Annotated in this window: 19 protein-coding genes; 14 read left to right on the top strand and 5 right to left on the bottom strand. The window is 71.1% G+C overall.

Features of this window, described 5'->3' with window-relative positions; translation table 11 throughout:
• The 3 genes from metG to FJQ56_RS15085 are packed head-to-tail and all read left to right on the top strand — an operon-like array spanning position 1 to position 3,343.
• Positions 1 to 1,812: a methionine--tRNA ligase gene (metG, locus tag FJQ56_RS15095; protein ID WP_140010364.1), complete on the top strand. Its 1,812-nt coding sequence runs from the start codon at positions 1 to 3 to the stop codon at positions 1,810 to 1,812.
• A 48-nt stretch (positions 1,813 to 1,860) separates the two neighbouring features.
• Complete coding sequence (locus tag FJQ56_RS15090; RefSeq protein WP_140010363.1) at positions 1,861 to 2,427, top strand: LURP-one-related family protein; 567 nt, start codon at positions 1,861 to 1,863, stop codon at positions 2,425 to 2,427.
• Between the two features lie 19 nt (positions 2,428 to 2,446).
• Positions 2,447 to 3,343, top strand: coding sequence for an alpha/beta hydrolase (locus tag FJQ56_RS15085; protein ID WP_140010362.1), 897 nt, complete (start codon positions 2,447 to 2,449; stop codon positions 3,341 to 3,343).
• A gap of 25 nt (positions 3,344 to 3,368) precedes the next feature.
• Here FJQ56_RS15085 and FJQ56_RS15080 read toward each other — a convergent pair whose 3' ends face one another.
• Complete coding sequence (locus tag FJQ56_RS15080; RefSeq protein WP_140010361.1) at positions 3,369 to 4,679, bottom strand: hypothetical protein; 1,311 nt, start codon at positions 4,677 to 4,679, stop codon at positions 3,369 to 3,371.
• A 69-nt stretch (positions 4,680 to 4,748) separates the two neighbouring features.
• Between FJQ56_RS15080 and FJQ56_RS15075 the strand changes: the two genes are divergently transcribed.
• From FJQ56_RS15075 to FJQ56_RS15065, 3 genes are read left to right on the top strand one after another with little or no spacing between them, the layout of a single operon-like run.
• Positions 4,749 to 5,261 carry a ribose-5-phosphate isomerase gene (locus tag FJQ56_RS15075; RefSeq protein WP_140010360.1) on the top strand — a complete coding sequence of 171 codons (513 nt, stop codon included), beginning with the start codon at positions 4,749 to 4,751 and terminating at the stop codon, positions 5,259 to 5,261.
• Positions 5,262 to 5,271: 10 nt separating this feature from the next.
• A complete protein-coding gene (locus tag FJQ56_RS15070) occupies positions 5,272 to 6,132 on the top strand; it encodes an Fpg/Nei family DNA glycosylase (RefSeq protein ID WP_140010359.1) in 861 nt (286 codons plus the stop codon).
• Between the two features lie 47 nt (positions 6,133 to 6,179).
• Positions 6,180 to 7,286 (top strand): PP2C family protein-serine/threonine phosphatase, encoded by a 1,107-nt coding sequence (locus FJQ56_RS15065; protein WP_140010358.1) that lies wholly within the window; start codon positions 6,180 to 6,182, stop codon positions 7,284 to 7,286.
• A gap of 48 nt (positions 7,287 to 7,334) precedes the next feature.
• Here the strand turns inward: FJQ56_RS15065 and FJQ56_RS15060 are convergent, their stop codons facing one another.
• Positions 7,335 to 8,582, bottom strand: a complete 1,248-nt coding sequence (locus FJQ56_RS15060) for an HNH endonuclease signature motif containing protein (RefSeq protein WP_140010357.1) — start codon at positions 8,580 to 8,582, stop codon at positions 7,335 to 7,337.
• 122 nt (positions 8,583 to 8,704) lie between these two features.
• On the opposite strand from FJQ56_RS15060, the gene FJQ56_RS22205 reads away from it, so the two are divergent.
• Positions 8,705 to 8,860, top strand: a complete 156-nt coding sequence (locus FJQ56_RS22205) for a hypothetical protein (RefSeq protein ID WP_170215419.1) — start codon at positions 8,705 to 8,707, stop codon at positions 8,858 to 8,860.
• Positions 8,861 to 8,973: 113 nt separating this feature from the next.
• Here the strand turns inward: FJQ56_RS22205 and FJQ56_RS15055 are convergent, their stop codons facing one another.
• Entirely contained in the window at positions 8,974 to 9,489 is a 516-nt protein-coding gene (locus FJQ56_RS15055) for a DUF4304 domain-containing protein (protein ID WP_170215418.1), read from the bottom strand.
• A gap of 258 nt (positions 9,490 to 9,747) precedes the next feature.
• Here FJQ56_RS15055 and FJQ56_RS15050 point away from each other — a divergent pair, with 258 nt between their 5' ends.
• From FJQ56_RS15050 to ilvC, 4 genes are all read left to right on the top strand, one after another.
• Positions 9,748 to 10,050 (top strand): hypothetical protein, encoded by a 303-nt coding sequence (locus tag FJQ56_RS15050; protein ID WP_140010355.1) that lies wholly within the window; start codon positions 9,748 to 9,750, stop codon positions 10,048 to 10,050.
• 384 nt (positions 10,051 to 10,434) lie between these two features.
• Positions 10,435 to 12,189, top strand: a complete 1,755-nt coding sequence (locus tag FJQ56_RS15045) for an acetolactate synthase large subunit (protein ID WP_140010354.1) — start codon at positions 10,435 to 10,437, stop codon at positions 12,187 to 12,189.
• Between the two features lie 9 nt (positions 12,190 to 12,198).
• On the top strand, positions 12,199 to 12,741 hold the full coding sequence (gene ilvN / locus FJQ56_RS15040) for an acetolactate synthase small subunit (protein ID WP_140010353.1): 543 nt from the start codon (positions 12,199 to 12,201) through the stop codon (positions 12,739 to 12,741).
• A gap of 75 nt (positions 12,742 to 12,816) precedes the next feature.
• Complete coding sequence (gene ilvC, locus FJQ56_RS15035) at positions 12,817 to 13,842, top strand: ketol-acid reductoisomerase (protein ID WP_140010352.1); 1,026 nt, start codon at positions 12,817 to 12,819, stop codon at positions 13,840 to 13,842.
• A gap of 71 nt (positions 13,843 to 13,913) precedes the next feature.
• Here the strand turns inward: ilvC and FJQ56_RS15030 are convergent, their stop codons facing one another.
• Both FJQ56_RS15030 and FJQ56_RS15025 read right to left on the bottom strand, forming a co-directional pair.
• Positions 13,914 to 14,726 carry an ABC-2 transporter permease gene (locus tag FJQ56_RS15030; RefSeq protein WP_140010351.1) on the bottom strand — a complete coding sequence of 271 codons (813 nt, stop codon included), beginning with the start codon at positions 14,724 to 14,726 and terminating at the stop codon, positions 13,914 to 13,916.
• Positions 14,723 to 15,619 (bottom strand): ABC transporter ATP-binding protein, encoded by an 897-nt coding sequence (locus FJQ56_RS15025; protein WP_140010350.1) that lies wholly within the window; start codon positions 15,617 to 15,619, stop codon positions 14,723 to 14,725. The genes FJQ56_RS15030 and FJQ56_RS15025 overlap by 4 nt, the downstream gene beginning before the upstream one ends.
• Positions 15,620 to 15,763: 144 nt before the next feature.
• Here FJQ56_RS15025 and efeU point away from each other — a divergent pair, with 144 nt between their 5' ends.
• The 3 genes from efeU to efeB all read left to right on the top strand — a co-directional run bounded on the left by efeU (position 15,764) and on the right by efeB (position 19,184).
• Positions 15,764 to 16,633: an iron uptake transporter permease EfeU gene (gene efeU, locus FJQ56_RS15020; protein WP_140010349.1), complete on the top strand. Its 870-nt coding sequence runs from the start codon at positions 15,764 to 15,766 to the stop codon at positions 16,631 to 16,633.
• A gap of 48 nt (positions 16,634 to 16,681) precedes the next feature.
• Positions 16,682 to 17,845: an iron uptake system protein EfeO gene (efeO, locus tag FJQ56_RS15015; RefSeq protein ID WP_140010348.1), complete on the top strand. Its 1,164-nt coding sequence runs from the start codon at positions 16,682 to 16,684 to the stop codon at positions 17,843 to 17,845.
• 100 nt (positions 17,846 to 17,945) lie between these two features.
• On the top strand, positions 17,946 to 19,184 hold the full coding sequence (gene efeB, locus FJQ56_RS15010) for an iron uptake transporter deferrochelatase/peroxidase subunit (protein WP_246084171.1): 1,239 nt from the start codon (positions 17,946 to 17,948) through the stop codon (positions 19,182 to 19,184).
• Positions 19,185 to 19,187 lie beyond the last annotated feature (3 nt).

The following is a 19,187-nucleotide window of genomic DNA, read 5'->3' as shown; positions in this document are numbered from 1 at the left end:
ATGACCCATGTCCTGTCTGCCGTCGCCTGGCCGTACGCCAACGGTCCGCGCCACATCGGCCACGTCGCCGGTTTCGGCGTGCCCTCCGACGTCTTCAGCCGCTACTCGCGGATGGCCGGACACGACGTGCTCATGGTCTCGGGCTCCGACGAGCACGGCACCCCGATCCTGATCGCCGCCGACGAGGCGGGCCTGTCGCCGCAGGAGCTCGCCGACCAGAACCACCGGGTCATCGCCGAGGACCTCGTGGCGCTGGGGCTCAGCTACGACCTCTACACCCGCACGACCACCCGCAACCACCACGCGGTCGTGCAGGAGCTCTTCCTCGGGGTCTGGGACAACGGCTACTTCGTCGAGCAGACGACCAAGGGCGCGATCTCGCCCTCGACCGGACGCACGCTGCCCGATCGCTACATCGAGGGCACCTGCCCGATCTGCGGTGCCGCCGGGGCCCGCGGCGACCAGTGCGACACCTGCGGCAACCAGCTCGATCCCGCCGACCTGATCAATCCGGTCTCGAAGATCAACGGCGAGACGCCGGAGTTCGTCGAGACCCAGCACATCCTGCTCGACCTGCCGGCCCTGGCCGACGCGCTCAAGGTGTGGCTCGACGAGCGCGAGGCCTCCGGGACCTGGCGCCCCAACGTGATCCGGTTCAGCCAGAACATCCTCAAGGAGATCCGCCCCCGCGCCATGACGCGCGACATCGACTGGGGCATCGCCGTCCCGCTCGACGGCTGGCGCGACGACCCGACCAAGAGGCTCTACGTCTGGTTCGACGCGGTCGTCGGCTACCTGTCGGCGTCGATCGAGTGGGCCCGCCGCAGCGGCGACCCCGAGGCGTGGCGCCAGTGGTGGAACCCTGCACCCGACGGGGAGGGGGAGGCCCTGTCCTACTACTTCATGGGCAAGGACAACATCACCTTCCACAGCCAGATCTGGCCCGCGGAGCTGCTCGCCTACAACGGCAAGGGGAGCCGGGGTGGCGAGCCGCACACCTACGGCGAGCTCAACCTGCCGACCGAGGTGGTCAGCTCGGAGTTCCTGACCATGGAGGGCAAGAAGTTCTCCTCGTCCAACCGCGTGGTCATCTACGTGCGCGACCTGCTCAGCCGCTACCAGCCCGACGCGTTCCGCTACTTCGTGGCCGCCGCCGGCCCCGAGAACCAGGACAGCGACTTCACCTGGGCCGAGTTCGTCCGGCGTACGAACGACGAGCTCGTCGCCGGCTGGGGCAACCTGGTCAACCGCACCGCGACCCTCATCGCCAAGAACTTCGGCGAGATCCCGCCCGCGGGTCCGCTCACCGAGGCCGACGAGGCGGTGCTGGCCGCCTCGGAGCAGGCGTTCGGCGTCGTGGGCGACCTGATCGCGCGGCACCGCCAGAAGCAAGCCATCGGCGAGGCCATGCGCGTCGTCGGCGAGGTCAACAAGTACGTCTCCGACTCCGAGCCCTGGAAGCTCAAGGGCGACGACCAGCGCGAGCGGCTCGGCACCATCCTGCACGTCGTCGCCCAGTGCGTCAGCGATCTCAACCTGGTGCTCTCGCCGTTCCTGCCGTTCTCGGCCAACGCGGTCGACGCGACCTTCGGCGGCGCCGGCGACATCGCCCCGCTGCCGCGCATCGACGAGGTCGACGACCTCGACGGCGGCCCCGGCTACCCGGTCATCACCGGCGACTACACCGGCGTGCCGGCGTGGCAGCGCCGCCCGCTGGTCCCCGGCACCCCCGTCGACAAGCCCACGCCGGTGTTCACCAAGCTCGACGTCGCCGTCGTCGACGAGGAGCTGGAGCGCCTCGGCGGCGCGTGAGCCCGGACTCGTCGGCGTACGCCGACCGGGCCCGATAGGTTCGCCGTCATGACCGACGAGATCTACCTGCCCGGCTTCTTCGTGAAGCAGAAGTTCGCGATGACGACCAACCGCTACGAGGTGTGGGCGGCCAACCCCGACGGCTCCTTCGGGGACCTGATGGCGGTGGCCCAGCAGAAGCGGCTGGCGTTCAAGGAGGAGGTCACCTTCTACAGCGACGAGTCCAAGTCGCGCGCGGTGTTCAGCTTCAAGGCCCGCAAGAAGATCGACCTCAACGCCGGCTACGACATCAAGGACGAGCACGGCCAGCAGCTGGGGTTCTTCCGCAAGGACTTCGGCAAGAGCATCCTGCGCTCGACCTTCCACCTCGAGGGCCCGGGCTACGCCGGGGTGGGGCAGGAGCGCAGCAACGCGGTGGCCCTGATCCGGCGCTTCACCGACATCCCGTTCCTGCCGATCCACTTCGACTTCAAGGCCACCGACGGCAGCACGCTGCTGCAGGTCGAGCGACAGGCCAGCGTGCGCGACAAGTACACCGTCACCGTGCCGGCGCGCATCGACTTCCGGGTCGCCGCAGCGGTCGCGGTCGGCCTCGACGCGCTCATGCAGCGCTGACCCTCCGAGCCCCGAGCCCGTGCTGTACCCCGACGCCCGGGCCGCCGTCGACGCGGCCGCCGGCGACCTGCCCGTCCACGATCCGTCGTACGACGTCCCGGCGGCGCGCGCTGCGGCCCGGGCCCACGCGGCGTCCCTGCCGCGTGAGGACGTCGCTCGTGTCGTCGACGTCACCGTCCCCGGCGCCGAGGGCGGGTCCGGTGTGCCCTGCCGCCTCTACGTGCCGGCCGACGCGCAGCCGGGCGTCGTGGTGCACGTGCACGGCGGCGGGTTCGTCCTCAACGACGTCGAGGTCCACGACGAGCCGGCGCGCCGGCTGGCCAACCGGGTCGGGAGAGCAGTGCTCTCGGTCGACTACCGACTCGCGCCCGAGCACCCCTACCCGGCCGCGGTCCACGACCTCGACGCCGTGCTCGGGTGGCTCGACTCGGGCGACGACCGCGTGCCGGCGGGGCCGGCGTACGGCCACGGCGACAGTGCGGGAGCCCAGCTTGTGCTCGTCGCGGCGCTGCGCCACCCGGGCCGCCTCGCTGCCCTGGCGCTGATCTACCCCTTCCTCGACCCGGGCGCCGTCGCCGACTCCCACCGCAGCGAGACGTCGGGCCTCGGGGCCGCCGAGGTCGCCTGGTACTGGCGGCAGTACGCCGGCGACGATCCGGACCTCACCGACCCCGACCTCTCCCCGCTGTCCTCGCCGCGACTCGCGACCCTCCCGCCGACGTACGTCGCCACGGCCGAGCACGACCCGGCGCGCGACGAGGGGGAGCGGCTGGCCGGGCTGGTCGCCGAGGCCGGCGTGCCCGTCGTGGCGACCCGGTGGCTGGGGCAGCCGCACGGGTTCTGGCGACACCACCGGGCCTACGGTGCGGCGGAGCCGCTGATGCAGTCGGTCGCGGCCTTCCTGCGCGAGCACTGACGCTGCGGGGCCCACCGCACAGGCGTCACAGCCCCCGCAGCAGCTCGAACCCGCCGCGGGCGACCTGATCGGCCTCGAGGTCGTAGACCCGCCGGAGGACGTCGTCGACGATGCCCTCGCCGTAGACGACGGACCGGGAGCGGCCCATGCGCCGGAAAAGGTCCATCATCTCGAGGTAGTCGTCGAGGCCGTAGCCGCTGATGAGGAACTCGGCGAACGCCTCCGCGCTGAGGTAGTCGAGCTCGGGGTCGTCGCCCCATCGTCCGGGTGGGATCAGCCGGACCTCCCGCTCGTCGATGCGGCGCTCGAGGCCCGCGTCCTCGATGTAGGAGTCCGCCAGGGTGCCGGGCCGGTAGCCGACGTACTCGGCGATGCCCTCGGTCACCCACTGGGGGTTGCTGTTCCCGTAGCCGCTCAGGACGTAGTGGGTCAGCTCGTGACGCAGGGTCTCGTCGTCCTCGACGAGCTGGGAGACGTAGTCGGGGTTGGCCTTGACCACCGCGCCGGCGACCCCGGTGTAGTCGCCGCCGAGGCGGCTGGACCCGAAGGTCGTGAAGGACACGGCGGCGGCGTCCTCGCCAGAGGCGTTGCTCACCTCGGTAGCGGCCCCGTTGGACGTGGCGTCGACGAGCAGCGGCGCGGCCGGCTCCTGGTCGAGCACCCCGGTGACCGAGGCGAGGGCGGAGCGGGTCTGCCCGAGCAGCTCGTCGGCGCCCACCTCGGCGTCCTCGTCGGTCATCACCAGCAGCGCGGCATCACCCGCGGTCTCGATGCGGGTGCCGTACCAGGGGCGGAACTGGGCGGCGAAGAGCGGGTCCTCGCGCTCGTTCCCGAGCACCCAGCCGCCTCGGCGCTGGACGAACGTCATCGTGACGTCGTTGGAGACGGGTCGCTGGTGGACCCCGCGGAGCTGGACGTGCTCGACCACGACGGGTCGCAGGGCGTGGCCACCACCGCGCACCGGGTCGGCCAGCAGCGCGGTGCGCTCGACGCCGTAGTAGACGTTCGTGAGCGGCAGCACCTGCAGGTTGTCGAACATCGCGGCCTGCCGGCGACGCAGCTTGCTGTTGTCACGGTCGACGGTGGCCAGGAACCGCTTGCGGTCCCCGCCCAGCAACGCTCGTGCTCGTTCGTCGAGCACGCGCTGGACGGCCCCGAACTCGGCGTACGGGTCCTTCTCGCCCGGCGCTGCGGTCGTCGTGACCTCTGCCTTGCCGAGGTCGGGCTTGGCCAGCGGGTCGCCCACCGTGCAGCCGGCCGTGCCCACCACCAGGGTCAGGGGGAGCAGGAGGGCGAGCACGCGGGGGAGGGGACGAGGGACAGAGGAGCGACGCACGCGCCGACCCTAGGCGGCCCGAGAGGCTCCCGGAGCCGATCACCCAGGCTCGTCTGGGAGACTGCGCGCATGCGCGTCCACCTCGGCAGCGACCACGCGGGCCTCGAGCTCAAGGACCACCTCGCCGGCTGGCTCACCGCCCACGGCTACGAGCCCGTCGACCACGGCCCCTTCGTCCACGACGCGCTGGACGACTACCCCGTCTTCTGCCTGCGCGCCGCCGAGGCGGTGGCGCGCGAGCAGGCCGACGGCCTCGACAGCCTGGGGGTCGTCATCGGCGGCTCGGGCAACGGCGAGCAGATCGCGGCCAACAAGGTCGTCGGCGTGCGCTCGGCGCTGGCCTGGTCCGAGGAGACCGCGACCCTGGCCCGCCAGCACAACGACGCCAACGTCGTCTCGGTCGGCGGGCGCCTGCACACGCTCGACGAGATGACCCGCTTCGTCGAGGTCTTCCTGGCCACCCCGTTCAGCGGTGACGAGCGGCACGTCCGGCGCATCGGGCAGCTGTCGACCTACGAGACGGGCGGCGGCCTGCCGCCCCTGCCCGAGTCGGCGCGCGTCCCGGCCAACCCCGACCTCTGAGGACGCCCCGATGCCCGAGGGCCACACCCTGCACCGGCTCGCCCTCGACCTGACCGCCGCCTTCGCCGGCCGCGTCGTCGCGGTCAGCAGCCCCCAGGGCCGCTTCGCCGACGAGGCCGCGCTCCTCGACGGTGCGGTCCTCGTCGGTGCGGAGTCCTGGGGCAAGCACCTCTTCGTCCACCTCGACGACGGCTCCGAGGCGGGCGCCCTCGTCCACGTGCACCTCGGCCTGATCGGCACCTTCGCCGTGCACGCCGCGGTCGACGCGGTGCCGCCGCCGGTCGGCCAGGTGCGGCTGCGGCTGGCTCGCTCCGGACCCGGCGGGGCGGCGTACGCCGACCTGCGCGGGGCCATCACCTGCGCCCTGGTGACCGCCGAGCAGCGCGCTGCGGTGATCGGTCGGTCCGGTCCCGACCCGCTGCGCGCCGACGCCGATCCCGACCGGGCCTGGCACCGGATCCACCGCAGCCGCAAGCCCGTCGGGGCTCTGCTCATGGACCAGGGCGTGCTCGCCGGCGTCGGCAACGTCTACCGCGCCGAGGTCCTCTTCCGGCAACGGCTGCACCCGTTGCGTCCCGGCAACACCCTGCGGGTCGGCCAGTGGCAGTCCATCTGGGACGACCTCGTGGTCCTGATGGCCGAGGGCGTGCGCACCGGCCGCATCGACACCGTCGGGCCCGAGCACACGCCCGAGGCGATGGGCCGTGACCCGAGACGCGACGACCACGGTGGCGAGGTCTACGTCTACCGCCGCACGGGCCAGCCGTGCCTGGTCTGCCAGCGTCGGGTCTCGACCGCCGTGCTCGAGGGGCGCAACATCTTCTGGTGTTCGCGATGTCAGCCCGTGTTCCGCTCGCGCGCCGTAGGGTGAGCACCGGCTGGAACTCCCCCCACCCTCTGGCTCAGAAGGCACCACCCATGACCGCGACGGCGCTGGCGACTCGTCCCGCACGCAGCGTGACCCTGCGTCGGGCGTTGACACGGCTGCGCCGGTGGGGCCACACGATCGAGAACCAGATGGCCGTCGGGCTGGTGCTGTTCTCGACCACGGTCGCCGTGCTCGTCACCTACTTCCCCGAGCAGACCCCGTTCACCAGCCTGATGCTGCCCGTCGTCCTCGGCAGCATCCTGCTGGGCCCGCGCACCCTGCCCTGGTTCGTCCTCTACGACATGGCCCTGCTGACCTACTGCGTCAGCCAGCAGGAGTCGATCACCCCCCGCACCCTCGGGGCGACCGCGGTGCAGTTCTCGATCGCCCTGGTCGTGCTGGTCACCAGCTTCCGCCGTACCCGCCTCGGCGTCGCCGGGCTGCGCGGCGAGACGATGTTCGTCGACCTGCGCGACCGGATCCTCGACCAGGGCCGGCTGCCGGGCCTGCCCCCGGGCTGGGCCGTCGAGTCCGCGCTGCGCTCCGCCGGCGGTACGGCGTTCGCCGGCGACTTCATCGTCGCCGCCGAGGCGCCCGACCACCGCAGCGTCCAGATCGTCGTCGTCGACGTCTCCGGCAAGGGCGAGGCGGCCGGCACCCGCGCCCTGCTGCTGTCCGGTGCCTTCGGCGGCCTCATCGGTGCGCTCCCCGCCGACGGGTTCCTCCCGGCGGCCAACGCCTACCTCCTGCGCCAGGACTGGGACGAGGGCTTCGCGACGGCCATCCATCTCTGGCTCGACCTCACCACCGGCGACTTCGAGGTCCGCACCGCCGGCCACCCGCCGGCCGTCCATCGCCTCGCCGGTCCCGGCCGCTGGTCGGTGCTGCGCACCGACGGCCCCGTGCTCGGGCTCATCGACGACGCCGACTTCGACGTCGCCCGCGGCCGCCTCGGCGTCGGCGACGCCGTCCTGCTCTACACCGACGGCATGGTCGAGGAGCCCCGCCGCGACATCGACCTCGGCATCGACCGGATGCTCGGCGAGGCCGAGTCGATCCTGCGCGGCAGCTTCGTCGGCGCCGCCGAGCGCCTGGCCACCCAGGTCGGCTCCAAGGACGACGACCGCGCCGTCCTCGTCGTCCATCGCGCGGGCTGAGCACGCCCACAGCCCCGCCTCCCTGGTGGGTGGCGGGGTGCGGGGCGGTCAGGGTCGTCGGTGGTGGGGTGGTCGCCGATCGACGATGACGGTGGCGCCGGTGGGGCTGGTCCACTCGTAGCGGGCGGGCTCGAGCACGACGTAGGACCAGTGGCCGTGGGTCTTGGCTCGGTGGTGTCGCCGGCAGAGCATGGCGAGGTTGTGTGCGGTGGTCGGTCCACCGGAGGCGAACGCGATGACGTGGTCGAGGTCGACCCGGCGTCGGCCGCAGTCGGGGAACACGCAGGTCCGGTCGCGCAGCTCCACCTGCTCGCGGATGGCCTCGGAGGGCCGGTAGGTCGTGACGGCCGGGTCGGCGGCGAGGTCGATGACGGGCTTGACGGTGACCTTGGTGCCTGCGGTCTGGCACCACTGGCGGATCTGCTCGATCAGCACGGGGCTCTGGGTGTTGTCGACGGTGCCGGGCTGCTCGAGGTCGGCAGCGTCGAGGTGGGCGTAGATGGTGACGCCCCGTCCACCACCGCCAGTCAGCTGACCGGTCTCGAGGTCGAGCGCCTGCTGCTGACGCGCCATCTCGCCCAGGGCTTGGGAGCGGCGTACGTCGAGGGGCTCGCTCGAACCGAGGTCGGCCAGGGTCTGCGCACCGTCGCGTAGGGCGGTCTCGAGGTCGAGCGCGTCGGTGAGGTCGAGGGTGGCGCGCAGGTCGATGGTCCCGGAGGTGGTGGCGCAGGACAGGTCGAGGGTGGCGTGGCGGTCCTCGGCTGCGGCCACCCGGCGTCGCTCGGCCTCAGCGGGGTCATAGGCAGCGCGCGCCGCATCGACGGCACGATCGACCTGGGCCCAGGAGCACGAGTGCAGGAACGGGCTGATCACGCGATCGACGTGCTCGGCGCCCGCGGGCGGCAGCGCGATGGTCTGCTCGGCGATCCGGAACGCCTTCCACAGCGAGACCTCGAGCCCGACGACGCGGGCGAACAGTCGGGGCAGCCGGTGACGCAGCTCAAGGGCCTTGCCGAGGTAGGCCCGCCCGCCGTCGGAGGTCATGCCCAACGACAGCGCGAGGTCGAGAGCGGCGAACTCACCGATCACCGGACATCCCGCCCCGCCGAGGTGCAGGGCGGGCTCGACCGTCGGGTCCAGCAGCTCAGCAGTCTCGGCGTCGTCGGCGACGTTGACCGCGGCCCAGTCGAGCACGGCCGTCAGCGTCACCACCTGGTCGCGAGCCTCGGCGTCACGACCCGCGCGCACGGACGCGAGCAGCGGGTCGCTGCTGACGGTCCGGGTGAGCGTGGGCATGGGTCGAGTGTACATCAGACTGCATACATTCGAAAGAGTGTTCGCACAGTGACGGCCGTGATGACCCCTCGGATGCGCCCGCGCGTGCCGGAGATCTGGCGACTGCGGCGCGGCAGAACCGCGTGACGGTCAGCCGTGATGGCACACCTGGTGATCCTCACCGGACCTATCGCGGCGGCAAGAACACCGTTGCTGAGCAGTTGGCCCAGCGACTGATCGAGGATGCCCGAACCGTCGTGGTCGCCGACGTCGACGATGTTGCCGACATGGTGGAGTAGGTCGCCGACTCGATCTTCGGGGCTCTCTCTCCGTCGTCGTCGTAGAGGCGACCTGTGAGGCCACCCTGCATCGCTGGCTCCGCCCGACCGTGGCGCGCAACGGGCATGGCTGACTAGGAGAGTGGGGACCCCAGCGACCTCATGTGGTTGCGAAGCTGGACAGACTTCAGGACGGGACGGCTGTTGATGAGGGGTGCCAGGTCCGCAAACGTCGTGGTGCTGTCCATGAGGTCGGCGAGTGGCTCTGCCACGACCTGGACGACCTCCTTCATGAGCTGGTCCTTGGGCGTCGCTTCGTAGATCTCGGATCCCAGCAGGCTGGTCCCTGGAAGTTCGAGCTTCGTTGCTCCGTCGGGCCGGATCCTGTGGATGACCCCACCGACGTCGAGCTCCTCGGCTCGGACGCTGAAAAGACAGCGATACGCGGGCCGGAACGCGGCACCACCAGCGGCGGGATCCCATCCAAGGTTCACGTAGAGATCACCGCTGCCCCAGGTAGACCTTTGAAGGTTGATCACCTGGTAGTCGCCACTTCTCGTCGAGCGGAACCAATTGCGTGCGCGTGTGCGGAACCCCCGTGTCTTGAACACCGCCGCCATCGTTGCCTCGATTGCCTCGATCCGCTCCACAGACGGATCCTCCCAGTTGGCACGAGGCGTCCGACCGGGCAGCACTGAGAGAGGAGCGAGCTGGCGAGAGGTCCCTGGTGCTGACAGTGCGTGGTGCTGACAAGTGGGGCTGCCACCATGAACCCGTGTCGACAAGCGAGATGAGGGCTGAGCTGGTCGCCGCTTCCACCTCATCACAGCGGCTTGGACGTCGGCCAGATGCGCCCTGCACGTCCCTGGTCGAGGACGTGCGGAGTGGCTATGACTACGCTCCGCGAGGTGCGTGAACAACTCACCCCGGAAGCGCTGGCATTCGTGACCTCGGCGCAGGTCGTGGTCCTCGCCGTCATCGTCGTAGCGCTGACCATGACGGGGTTCTGGTTGTGGGCGCTGATCGATGTGCTGAGCTGGCCTTCCTCGACGTGGGGCTCGTCCGGGCTGGGCAGGATGAGGTGGGTCTCGCGGGTCCTCCTGCTGGGATGTATCGGTGCCGTCTGGTACCTGCGCTCAACACGACGTCAGCTGAAGACCGCCTATGCCGAGATTCGATGGGCCAAGAGAGACGACGACAACCTGGGGTGAGGCGGCCACCCAGCTCGCCCTGAGGTGGTGGGTGATCGCCTTGACATGCCGCCGACGGTGATCTCGAAACGCCTGTCCCGCCACCTCAGAGGTCGAGGTGCCGCGCCCCGGTCGCCGTGGCGTCCGGGGGCGCGAAGGGCGACCACCCGCAAGTCCATCCACCAAGACCCACGTCCCACCATGTGGGACCGTGGCAGACTCCTCTACGGCCCCGAGGGTCGCGCGGCTACGGTGGCGTCATGCGTCAAGACCTTCTCGTACCCCAGGGACGTGCCGACTGATCCGATCAGTCAGCACGTCACCCCTCGTCGCCGCTGTGGCCGAGGGGTTTTTTGTTGCCCCGAGACCAGCCCCGAGCAGCACCACGGAAGAGGACCGAGCGGAATGAGTACCGAGACGAGCGGGACGATCAGCGGCGCGCAGAGCCTGATCAAGGCCCTCGAGGCGGCCGGCACGGAGACGATCTTCGGCATCCCGGGGGGAGCGATCCTGCCCGCGTACGACCCGCTGATGGACTCCAGCATCCGCCACATCCTGGTCCGCCACGAGCAGGGCGCCGGCCACGCCGCGCAGGGGTACGCCGCCGCGACCGGCCGGGTGGGGGTCTGCATGGCGACGTCGGGGCCGGGGGCGACCAACCTGGTCACGCCGATCGCCGACGCCCACATGGACTCGGTGCCGATGGTGGCCGTGACCGGGCAGGTCGGGGCGGCCATGATCGGCACCGACGCGTTCCAGGAGGCCGACATCCGCGGCATCACGATGCCGATCACCAAGCACAACTTCCTGGTCACCGACCCGGCCGACATCCCGCGCACCATCGCCGAGGCCTTCCACATCGCCTCGACGGGGCGGCCCGGTCCGGTGCTCGTCGACGTGGCCAAGTCGGCGCTGCAGGCCGAGACGACCTTCGACTGGCCCTCCGAGATCCACCTGCCCGGCTACCGCCCGGTGACCCGCCCGCACGCCAAGCAGATCCGTGAGGCGACCCGACTGCTGCTCGAGGCGCGCAAGCCCGTCCTCTACGTCGGCGGCGGCACCATCCGGGCCAACGCGTCGCGCGAGCTGCTGGCGCTCGCCGAGCTGACCGGCATCCCCGTCGTCACGACGCTGATGGCGCTGGGGGCCTTCCCCGACAGCCACCCCCAGCACCTCGGCATGCCCGGCATGCACGGCACCGTGGCGGCGGTGGCCGGGTTGCAGAAGAGCGACCTGATCATCAGCCTCGGGGCCCGCTTCGACGACCGCGTCACCGGCAACCTCGACTCGTTCGCCCCGGGCGCCAAGGTCATCCACGCCGACATCGACCCGGCGGAGATCGGCAAGAACCGCCACGCCGACGTCCCGATCGTGGGCGACGTCCGCGAGGTGCTGCTCGACCTCCTCACCGCGCTGCGCACCGAGGCCGACGCCGGCAACACCGGCGACTACGAGGGCTGGGTCGCGTTCCTGTCCGGGGTCAAGGCCACCTACCCGGTCGGCTACGACACCCCGGCCGGCGGCGCCCTGTCGCCGCAGTACGTCATCGAGCGGCTCAGCGCGATCGCCGGGCCCGACGCGATCTACACCTCGGGCGTCGGCCAGCACCAGATGTGGGCGGCGCACTACGTGAAGTACGAGAAGCCCCGCACGTGGCTCAACTCCGGCGGTCTCGGCACCATGGGCTACTCCGTCCCGGCGGCCATGGGCGCCAAGGTCGGCATGCCCGACACGACGGTGTGGGCGATCGACGGCGACGGCTGCTTCCAGATGACCAACCAGGAGCTGGCCACCTGCGCGATCAACGACATCCCGATCAAGGTCGCGATCATCAACAACGAGTCGCTCGGCATGGTCCGGCAGTGGCAGACGCTGTTCTACAACGAGCGCTACTCCAACACCGACCTGCACTCCAAGCGCATCCCCGACTTCGTCAAGCTGGCCGAGGCCTACGGCTGCGTCGGGCTGTCGTGCGAGTCGCCCGACGACGTCGACGCCACGATCCGCAAGGCGATGGAGGTCGACGACGTCCCAGTGGTCGTCGACTTCCGGGTCCACCGTGACGCGATGGTGTGGCCGATGGTCGCCGCCGGCACCAGCAACGACGAGATCAAGTACGCCCGCGACCTCGCCCCCGACTTCGACGACAACGACCTCTGAGGACCTCGGATGACGACGCACACCCTCTCCGTCCTGGTGGAGAACAAGCCCGGCGTCCTGGCCCGCATCGCCGGGCTCTTCAGCCGCCGCGGCTTCAACATCGACTCGCTCGCCGTGGGCCCGACCGAGCATCCCGAGGTCTCGCGGATGACGATCGTGGTCAACGTCGACTCCTCGCCGCTCGAGCAGGTGACCAAGCAGCTCAACAAGCTCGTCGAGGTCATCAAGATCGTCGAGCTCGACCCGACCACCTCGGTCACCCGCGAGCTGGTGATGGTCAAGGTCGGCGCCAGCGTCGAGACCCGGGGCTCGGTGCTCGAGATCGTCCAGCTCTTCCGGGCCAAGGTCATCGACATCGCGCCCGACGCGATCACGATGCAGATCACCGGCAACGCCGGCAAGATCGCCGACTTCCTCACGATGCTCGAGCCCTTCGGCGTCCGTGAGCTCGTCCAGTCGGGCCAGGTCGCCATCGGCCGGGGCTCCCGCTCCATCTCCGAGCGCTCCCAGCGCCCGGTCGCAGTCCCGGTCGCGCCCGCCCACGCCGGCTGACCGCCTCGCTCGAACCCGCTCGAACTGCTCGAACCCGCTCGATCCCGTGCACCCCAACCAGAAGGAGAAGCCCTCGTGGCTGAGATTTTCTACGACGCCGATGCCGACCTGTCCCTGATCCAGGGCAAGAACGTGGCCGTCATCGGCTACGGCTCGCAGGGCCACGCCCACGCGCTCAACCTGCGCGACTCGGGCGTCGACGTCCGCGTCGGCCTGGCCGAGGGGTCCAAGAGCAAGGCCAAGGCCGAGGAGGCCGGCCTCAGCGTCCGCACCGTGGCCGAGGCCGTCGAGGAGGCCGACGTCGTCGTCATCCTCACGCCCGACCAGGTGCAGCGCCACGTCTACGCCGAGTCGATCGAGCCCCACCTCGCCGAGGGCGACACCCTCGTCTTCGGCCACGGCTTCAACATCCGCTTCGGCTACATCAAGGCCCCCGCCGGCGTCGACGTCATCCTGGTCGCACCCAAGGCGCCGGGCCACACCGTGCGCCGCGAGTACGAGGCCGGCCGCGGCATCCCCGACATCATCGCCGTCGAGCAGGACGCCAGCGGCACCGCCTGGGACCTCGCGAAGTCCTACGCCAAGGCCATCGGCGGCACCCGCGCCGGCGTCATCAAGACGACCTTCACCGAGGAGACCGAGACCGACCTCTTCGGCGAGCAGGCCGTGCTGTGCGGCGGCGTGTCGCACCTGGTGCAGGCCGGGTTCGAGACCCTCACCGAGGCCGGCTACCAGCCCGAGATCGCCTACTTCGAGGTCCTCCACGAGCTCAAGCTCATCGTCGACCTGATGTGGGAGGGCGGCATCGCCAAGCAGCGGTGGAGCATCTCCGACACCGCCGAGTACGGCGACTACGTCTCGGGCCCGCGCATCATCGACGCCTCGGTGAAGTCGCGCATGCAGGAGGTGCTCGCCGAGATCCAGGACGGCACCTTCGCCAAGCGCTTCATCGCCGACCAGGACAACGGCGCCGTCGAGTTCAACAGGCTGCGCGAGCAGGAGGCCGGCCACTCCATCGAGGCCACCGGCAAGCAGCTGCGCGCGCACTTCTCGTGGCAGCAGGCCGACTCCGACTACGTCGAGGGCTCCGCCGCCCGCTGACCTCCGCTCACCCCGCCGTACGACGAGGCCCCGCTCCGCATCCGGAGTGGGGCCTCGTGCGCGGGTGGGGACTACTTGACCTCCGAGCGGAGCACCAGGCGCAGCCCGAGGGCCAGGGGCAGCACCAGCCAGATCAGGCCGGACACCCCGAGCTGGCCCCACTGCTCGGCGGTCGGGACGCCGTCGAACAGGGCGCCCTGGGCGAAGTTGAAGTCGACCCACCCGCGGATGTCGGCGAACCACTCCTGGTTCACGGCCAGCAGCTCCGTGAGTCCGGTCAGCACGAAGGAGTAGACGAAGTAGGCGACGATCGCGGCCGCCGAGGTGCGCAGCAGCACGCCGAGCATGAAGCCGACGAGCAGGCCGAGCACGTTGGCCAGCACGATCATCAGCAGGTTCACAAGCGAGACGTCCCAGACGGTGTCGACGCCCGCGATCGTCGTACCGACGACGTTGCCGAGCGCGCCGATGGCCGCGGCGAGCACGATCGAGACCACGCCGATGCCAATCGAGCACAGCGCCTTGGCCGCGATCACCCGGCCGCGCCCGGGCACGAAGGTGAACGTCGTCAGTCCCGTGCGCTGGCTCCACTCGCTGGTCACCGAGAGGATCGCGATCACCGGCAGGATCACCGCCATCGGGAAGCCGATCGCCGAGGCGAACGCGTCGTAGGTGAGCTCGTCGTCGGGGGCGAACACGACGACCGCGGCGGTGGCCAGGACGGCCAGGATGCCGATGCTCGCCATCAGCCAGTACCCCGAGCGGGTGTCGAACATCTTGCGCAGCTCGACCGTGACGACCCGGGAGAAGGGGATCGGGGCGAACGACGGGGCGGGGGCCGTGGACGGCGTGGTCGTGGACGGGGGTGCGGCGGTCGTGCTCATGCGGCGACTCCTTCGCGCTGGGTGGTGGCGGTGAGCTCGAGGAACATCTCCTCGAGCCCGGCGCCGTCGGCGGCCCGCAGCTCGAGCAGGGGTACGCCGGCCGCGTGAGCGACCTTGCCGACCAGCTCGGCGTCGGCCTCGGCCCGGAACCCGCCGTCGAGCGGGCTGACCGTGACCGCCGACTCGGTGAGCGCTCGACCGAGGGCGTCGAGGTCGCGGGCCCGCACGAGGGTCCCGGACCCGGCGAGCAGCTCGGCCTTGGTGCCGGAGGCCACGATCCGGCCGTTGCCGATGACCACGAGGTCGTCGGCGACGACCTCGATCTCGTGCAGCAGGTGCGACGACAGCAGGACCGTGCCGCCGGCGTCGGCGTACCCCCGCAGGAGGTCGCGCATCCAGCGGATACCGGCCGGGTCCAGGCCGTTGGCCGGCTCGTCGAGGATCAGCGACGCCGGGTCGCCGATGAGGGCGACCGCGATCCCGAGACGCTGGCGCATCCCGAGCGAGTAGTGCCGCACGCGACGCCGGGACTCCTCGGGCGTCAGGCTCACCCGCTCGAGCATCGCGTCGACGCGGTCAGCCGGCAGCCCGAGGGTCCGCTGGGCCAGGGTGAGGATCTCGCGCCCGGTCCGACCGGCGTGCTGGGCCGAGGCGTCGAGCAGGACCCCCACCTCCCGGCCGGGGTTGGGCAGGTCGACGAAGCGGCGCCCCGCGACGGTAGCGGTGCCCGACGTCGCCGGGGTGAGTCCGACCAGGACCCGCATGGTGGTGGACTTCCCGGCGCCGTTGGGGCCCAGGAACCCGGTGACGCGCCCCGAGCGGGCGACGAACGACACGTCGTCCACGGCGGTGAAGGACCCGTAGGTCCGGGTGAGGTTCTCGACTCTGATCATGGCTCGAAGCCTGGCCGCCGGGTGCCGTGCGCCGCATCGGGGAAGTCGCCGAGCGCGACCCTGGACGGCACCCGAGGGGGACCCTGGGGGAGCCCTGAGATCGAGGTTAGGCAAACCTACCCTGACGGCGTACGCTGCTCGCTTGTGTTCGCCAACTACCTGATCGGCCTGCGCGAGGGCCTCGAGGCCGCGCTGGTGGTCACGATCCTCGTCGCCTACCTGGTCAAGACCGACCGGCGCGAGCTGCTGCCCCGCATCTGGTTCGGGGTCGCGGTCGCCGTGCTGGTCAGCCTGGCGTTCGGTGCCGCGCTCACCTACGGCCCGCGCGGACTGACCTTCAAGACCCAGGAGCTCATCGGCGGCGGGCTCTCCATCGTGGCGGTGGGGTTCGTCACCTGGATGATCTTCTGGATGGCCCGGACCGCCCGCGCGCTCGGCACCGAGCTGCGCGGCCAGATCGACCGGGCCGCCGACGGCGGCCGGTGGTCGCTGGTCGTCGTGGCCGTCCTCGCCGTGGGGCGCGAGGGCCTCGAGACGGCGCTGTTCCTGTGGGCCGCGACCCAGGCCGGCACCCGCGAGGCCGTCGGCTCGGTCGCCCCGACCTGGGAGCCGCTGGTCGGCGCCGGGCTCGGCCTGCTGACCGCCGTCGCCATCGGCGTGGCGCTCTACAAGGGCGCGATCCGGATCAACCTGACCAGGTTCTTCACCTACACCGGCGGCTTCCTCATCATCGTCGCGGCCGGGGTGCTCGCCTACGGCGTGCACGACCTGCAGGAGGCCGACGTGCTGCCGGGGCTCGACAACCTGGCGTTCGACGTCTCCGACACCGTCGACCCCAACAGCACCATCGGGACCCTCCTCAAGGGCGTCTTCAACTTCTCCCCGGCGACGACCTGGCTCGAGGCCGCCGCCTGGCTGCTCTACGCCATCCCGGTGATGACCCTCTTCGTGCTCGGCGTACGCCGTCGCAGCGCCAGTCCCACCCCGGCTCCGGCCACCACCCCGGCCCGCTGACCCCGGTCCGCTGACCGACCTCCATCCCAGACCCAGAAGGACCTCCACGTGCGCAAGACCCTGATCGCCGCCGGCCTGCTGCTGACGGCGCCCGCCCTGGCCGCCTGCACCGACAACTCGACCGGCGACGCCGCGAGCGGCGACGACCGCGCGTTCACCGTGGCCTCGACCGACGACGCGTGCCAGGTCTCCTCGGACAAGGCGCCCGCGGGGGCGCTCAAGTTCGAGGTCACCAACAGCGGCTCGCAGGTCACCGAGTTCTACCTGCTCGCCGAGGACGGCCTGCGCATCGTGGGCGAGGTCGAGAACATCGGGCCGGGCGTCTCGCGCTCCCTGACCGTCAAGGCGCCGGCCGGCGACTACTACACCGCCTGCAAGCCCGGCATGAAGGGCGACGGCATCCGCAACGCGTTCACCGTCACCGCGTCCAAGGACGGCGAGAAGCAGCTCGACGCCTCCGACCAGCAGCTCGTCGACGACGCCCTGGCCGGCTACAAGCTCTACGTGCGCGACCAGTCCGCGCAGCTGCTCGAGAAGACCACCGAGTTCGTCAAGCTCTACAAGGAGGGCAAGGACGACGAGGCCCGCGCGCTCTACCCCGAGGCCCGCACCCACTGGGAGCGCATCGAGACCGTCGCCGAGTCCTTCGGCGACCTCGACCCCAAGATGGACCTGCGCGAGGCCGACCTCGAGCCCGGCGCCGAGTGGACCGGCTGGCACCTGCTCGAGAAGGACCTGTGGCCCGCCGACGCCGGCAAGTACCGTGCCCTGACGCCCGAGCAGCGCGCCACCTACGCCGACGACCTGCTCGCCAACACCACGAAGCTCAACGACAAGATCCAGGACCTCGACTACACCGTCGACCAGCTCGCCAACGGCTCGCGCGGCCTGCTCGAGGAGGTCGCCGCGGGCAAGGTCACCGGCGAGGAGGAGTTCTGGTCGCACACCGACCTGTGGGACTTCCAGGCCAACGTCGACGGCGCCCGGGTCGCGTTCGAGGGCGTCGAGCCCATCGTGAAGAAGAACGACCCCGACCTGGCCGACGAGCTGACCACCCGTTTCGACGACCTGCAGGTGCTGCTCGACGCCCAGCGCGAGGGCGACGGCTTCAAGCTCTACACCGACGTGAGCAAGGCCGACATCAAGGCGCTCTCCGACGCGGTCAACGCCCTCGCGGAGCCGCTCTCGCGCCTCACCGCGGCCGTGGTCTGACGTCGTCCGACCGCGAGGACCTGGGGGGATGGCCGTGGGGCGGGGCAGGAAGCATCGGGGGGTGAGCACGCCCGACCCGGCCGCGCGAGATGATGCTGCGGTGAGCACCCCGCGCCTGTCTCGTCGTGGCCTGCTCGGCGGAGGCGTCGCCGCCGCCGGGGTGGCCGGGGCGTTCGTGGCCGGTCGGGCCAGCGCCGACGACGCCCAGGCGGCCGTCGCTGCGTCGTACGCGTTCCGCGGCGAGCACCAGGCCGGCATCGTCACCCCGGCCCAGGACCGCCTGCACTTCGCCGCGTTCGACCTGCTGACCACCGACCGCGACGAGGTCGTCGCGTTGCTGCAGGACTGGACCGCGGCGGCCGAGCGGATGACGCGAGGTGACGGTGCCGGCGAGGTCGGGCCCGTCGACGGCGACCCGCTGCTGCCGCCCGACGACACGGGCGAGGCGATCGGGCTGCCACCGGCGCGGCTGACGATCACCTTCGGCTTCGGACCGACGTTCTTCGACAAGCTCGACCTCGCCGACCGCCGACCCAAGGCCCTGCGCCGGCTGCCGCACTTCCCGGCCGACGTCCTGGTCGAGGAGATCTCCGACGGCGACCTCTGCGTGCAGGCCTGCGCCGACGACCCGCAGGTCGCCGTGCACGCCGTGCGCAACCTCGCCCGCATCGCGTTCGGGCGCGCCGCGGTCCGCTGGTCCCAGCTCGGCTTCGGTCGGACGTCGTCGACCAGCACGACGCAGGACACCCCGCGCAACCTGTTCGGCTTCAAGGACGGCACCGCCAACCTCAAGGCCGAGCAGCCCGAGCTCGTCGACACCCACGTGTGGGTCGGCGCCGACGACGACCCCGCCGCGGGCTGGCTGGCCGGTGGGTCCTACCTCGTCGCCCGGCGCATCGCCATGACTATCGAGCTCTGGGACCGCCAGCCGCTCGCCGACCAGGAGCAGTTCGTCGGCCGCACCAAGGGCGCGGGTGCGCCTCTCGGCGGCGACAAGGAGTTCGACGAGCCGGACTTCGACGCCGTCACCGGGCTGGCCCCGACGATCCCGGTCGACTCCCACGTGCGGCTGGTCCACCCGTCCTTCCACGGCGGCGCCCAGATGCTGCGCCGCGGCTACAACTTCGTCGACGGCAGCACCCCGCTCGGCGCGCTCAACGCGGGGTTGTTCTTCATCGCCTACGTGCGCGACCCCGACACCCACTTCATCCCGATCCAGAACGCCATGGCCAAGAGCGACGCCATGATGGAGTACCTCAAGGTCAACGGCTCCGCGCTCTTCGTCGTCCCCCCCGGCATCGCCGCAGGGGAGTACGTCGGCCAGTCGCTCTTCGCCTGACCC

It is taken from the genome of Nocardioides plantarum, assembly GCF_006346395.1.
GTDB lineage: Bacteria > Actinomycetota > Actinomycetes > Propionibacteriales > Nocardioidaceae > Nocardioides > Nocardioides plantarum.
This window is presented reverse-complemented; position numbering and strand designations above follow the sequence as displayed.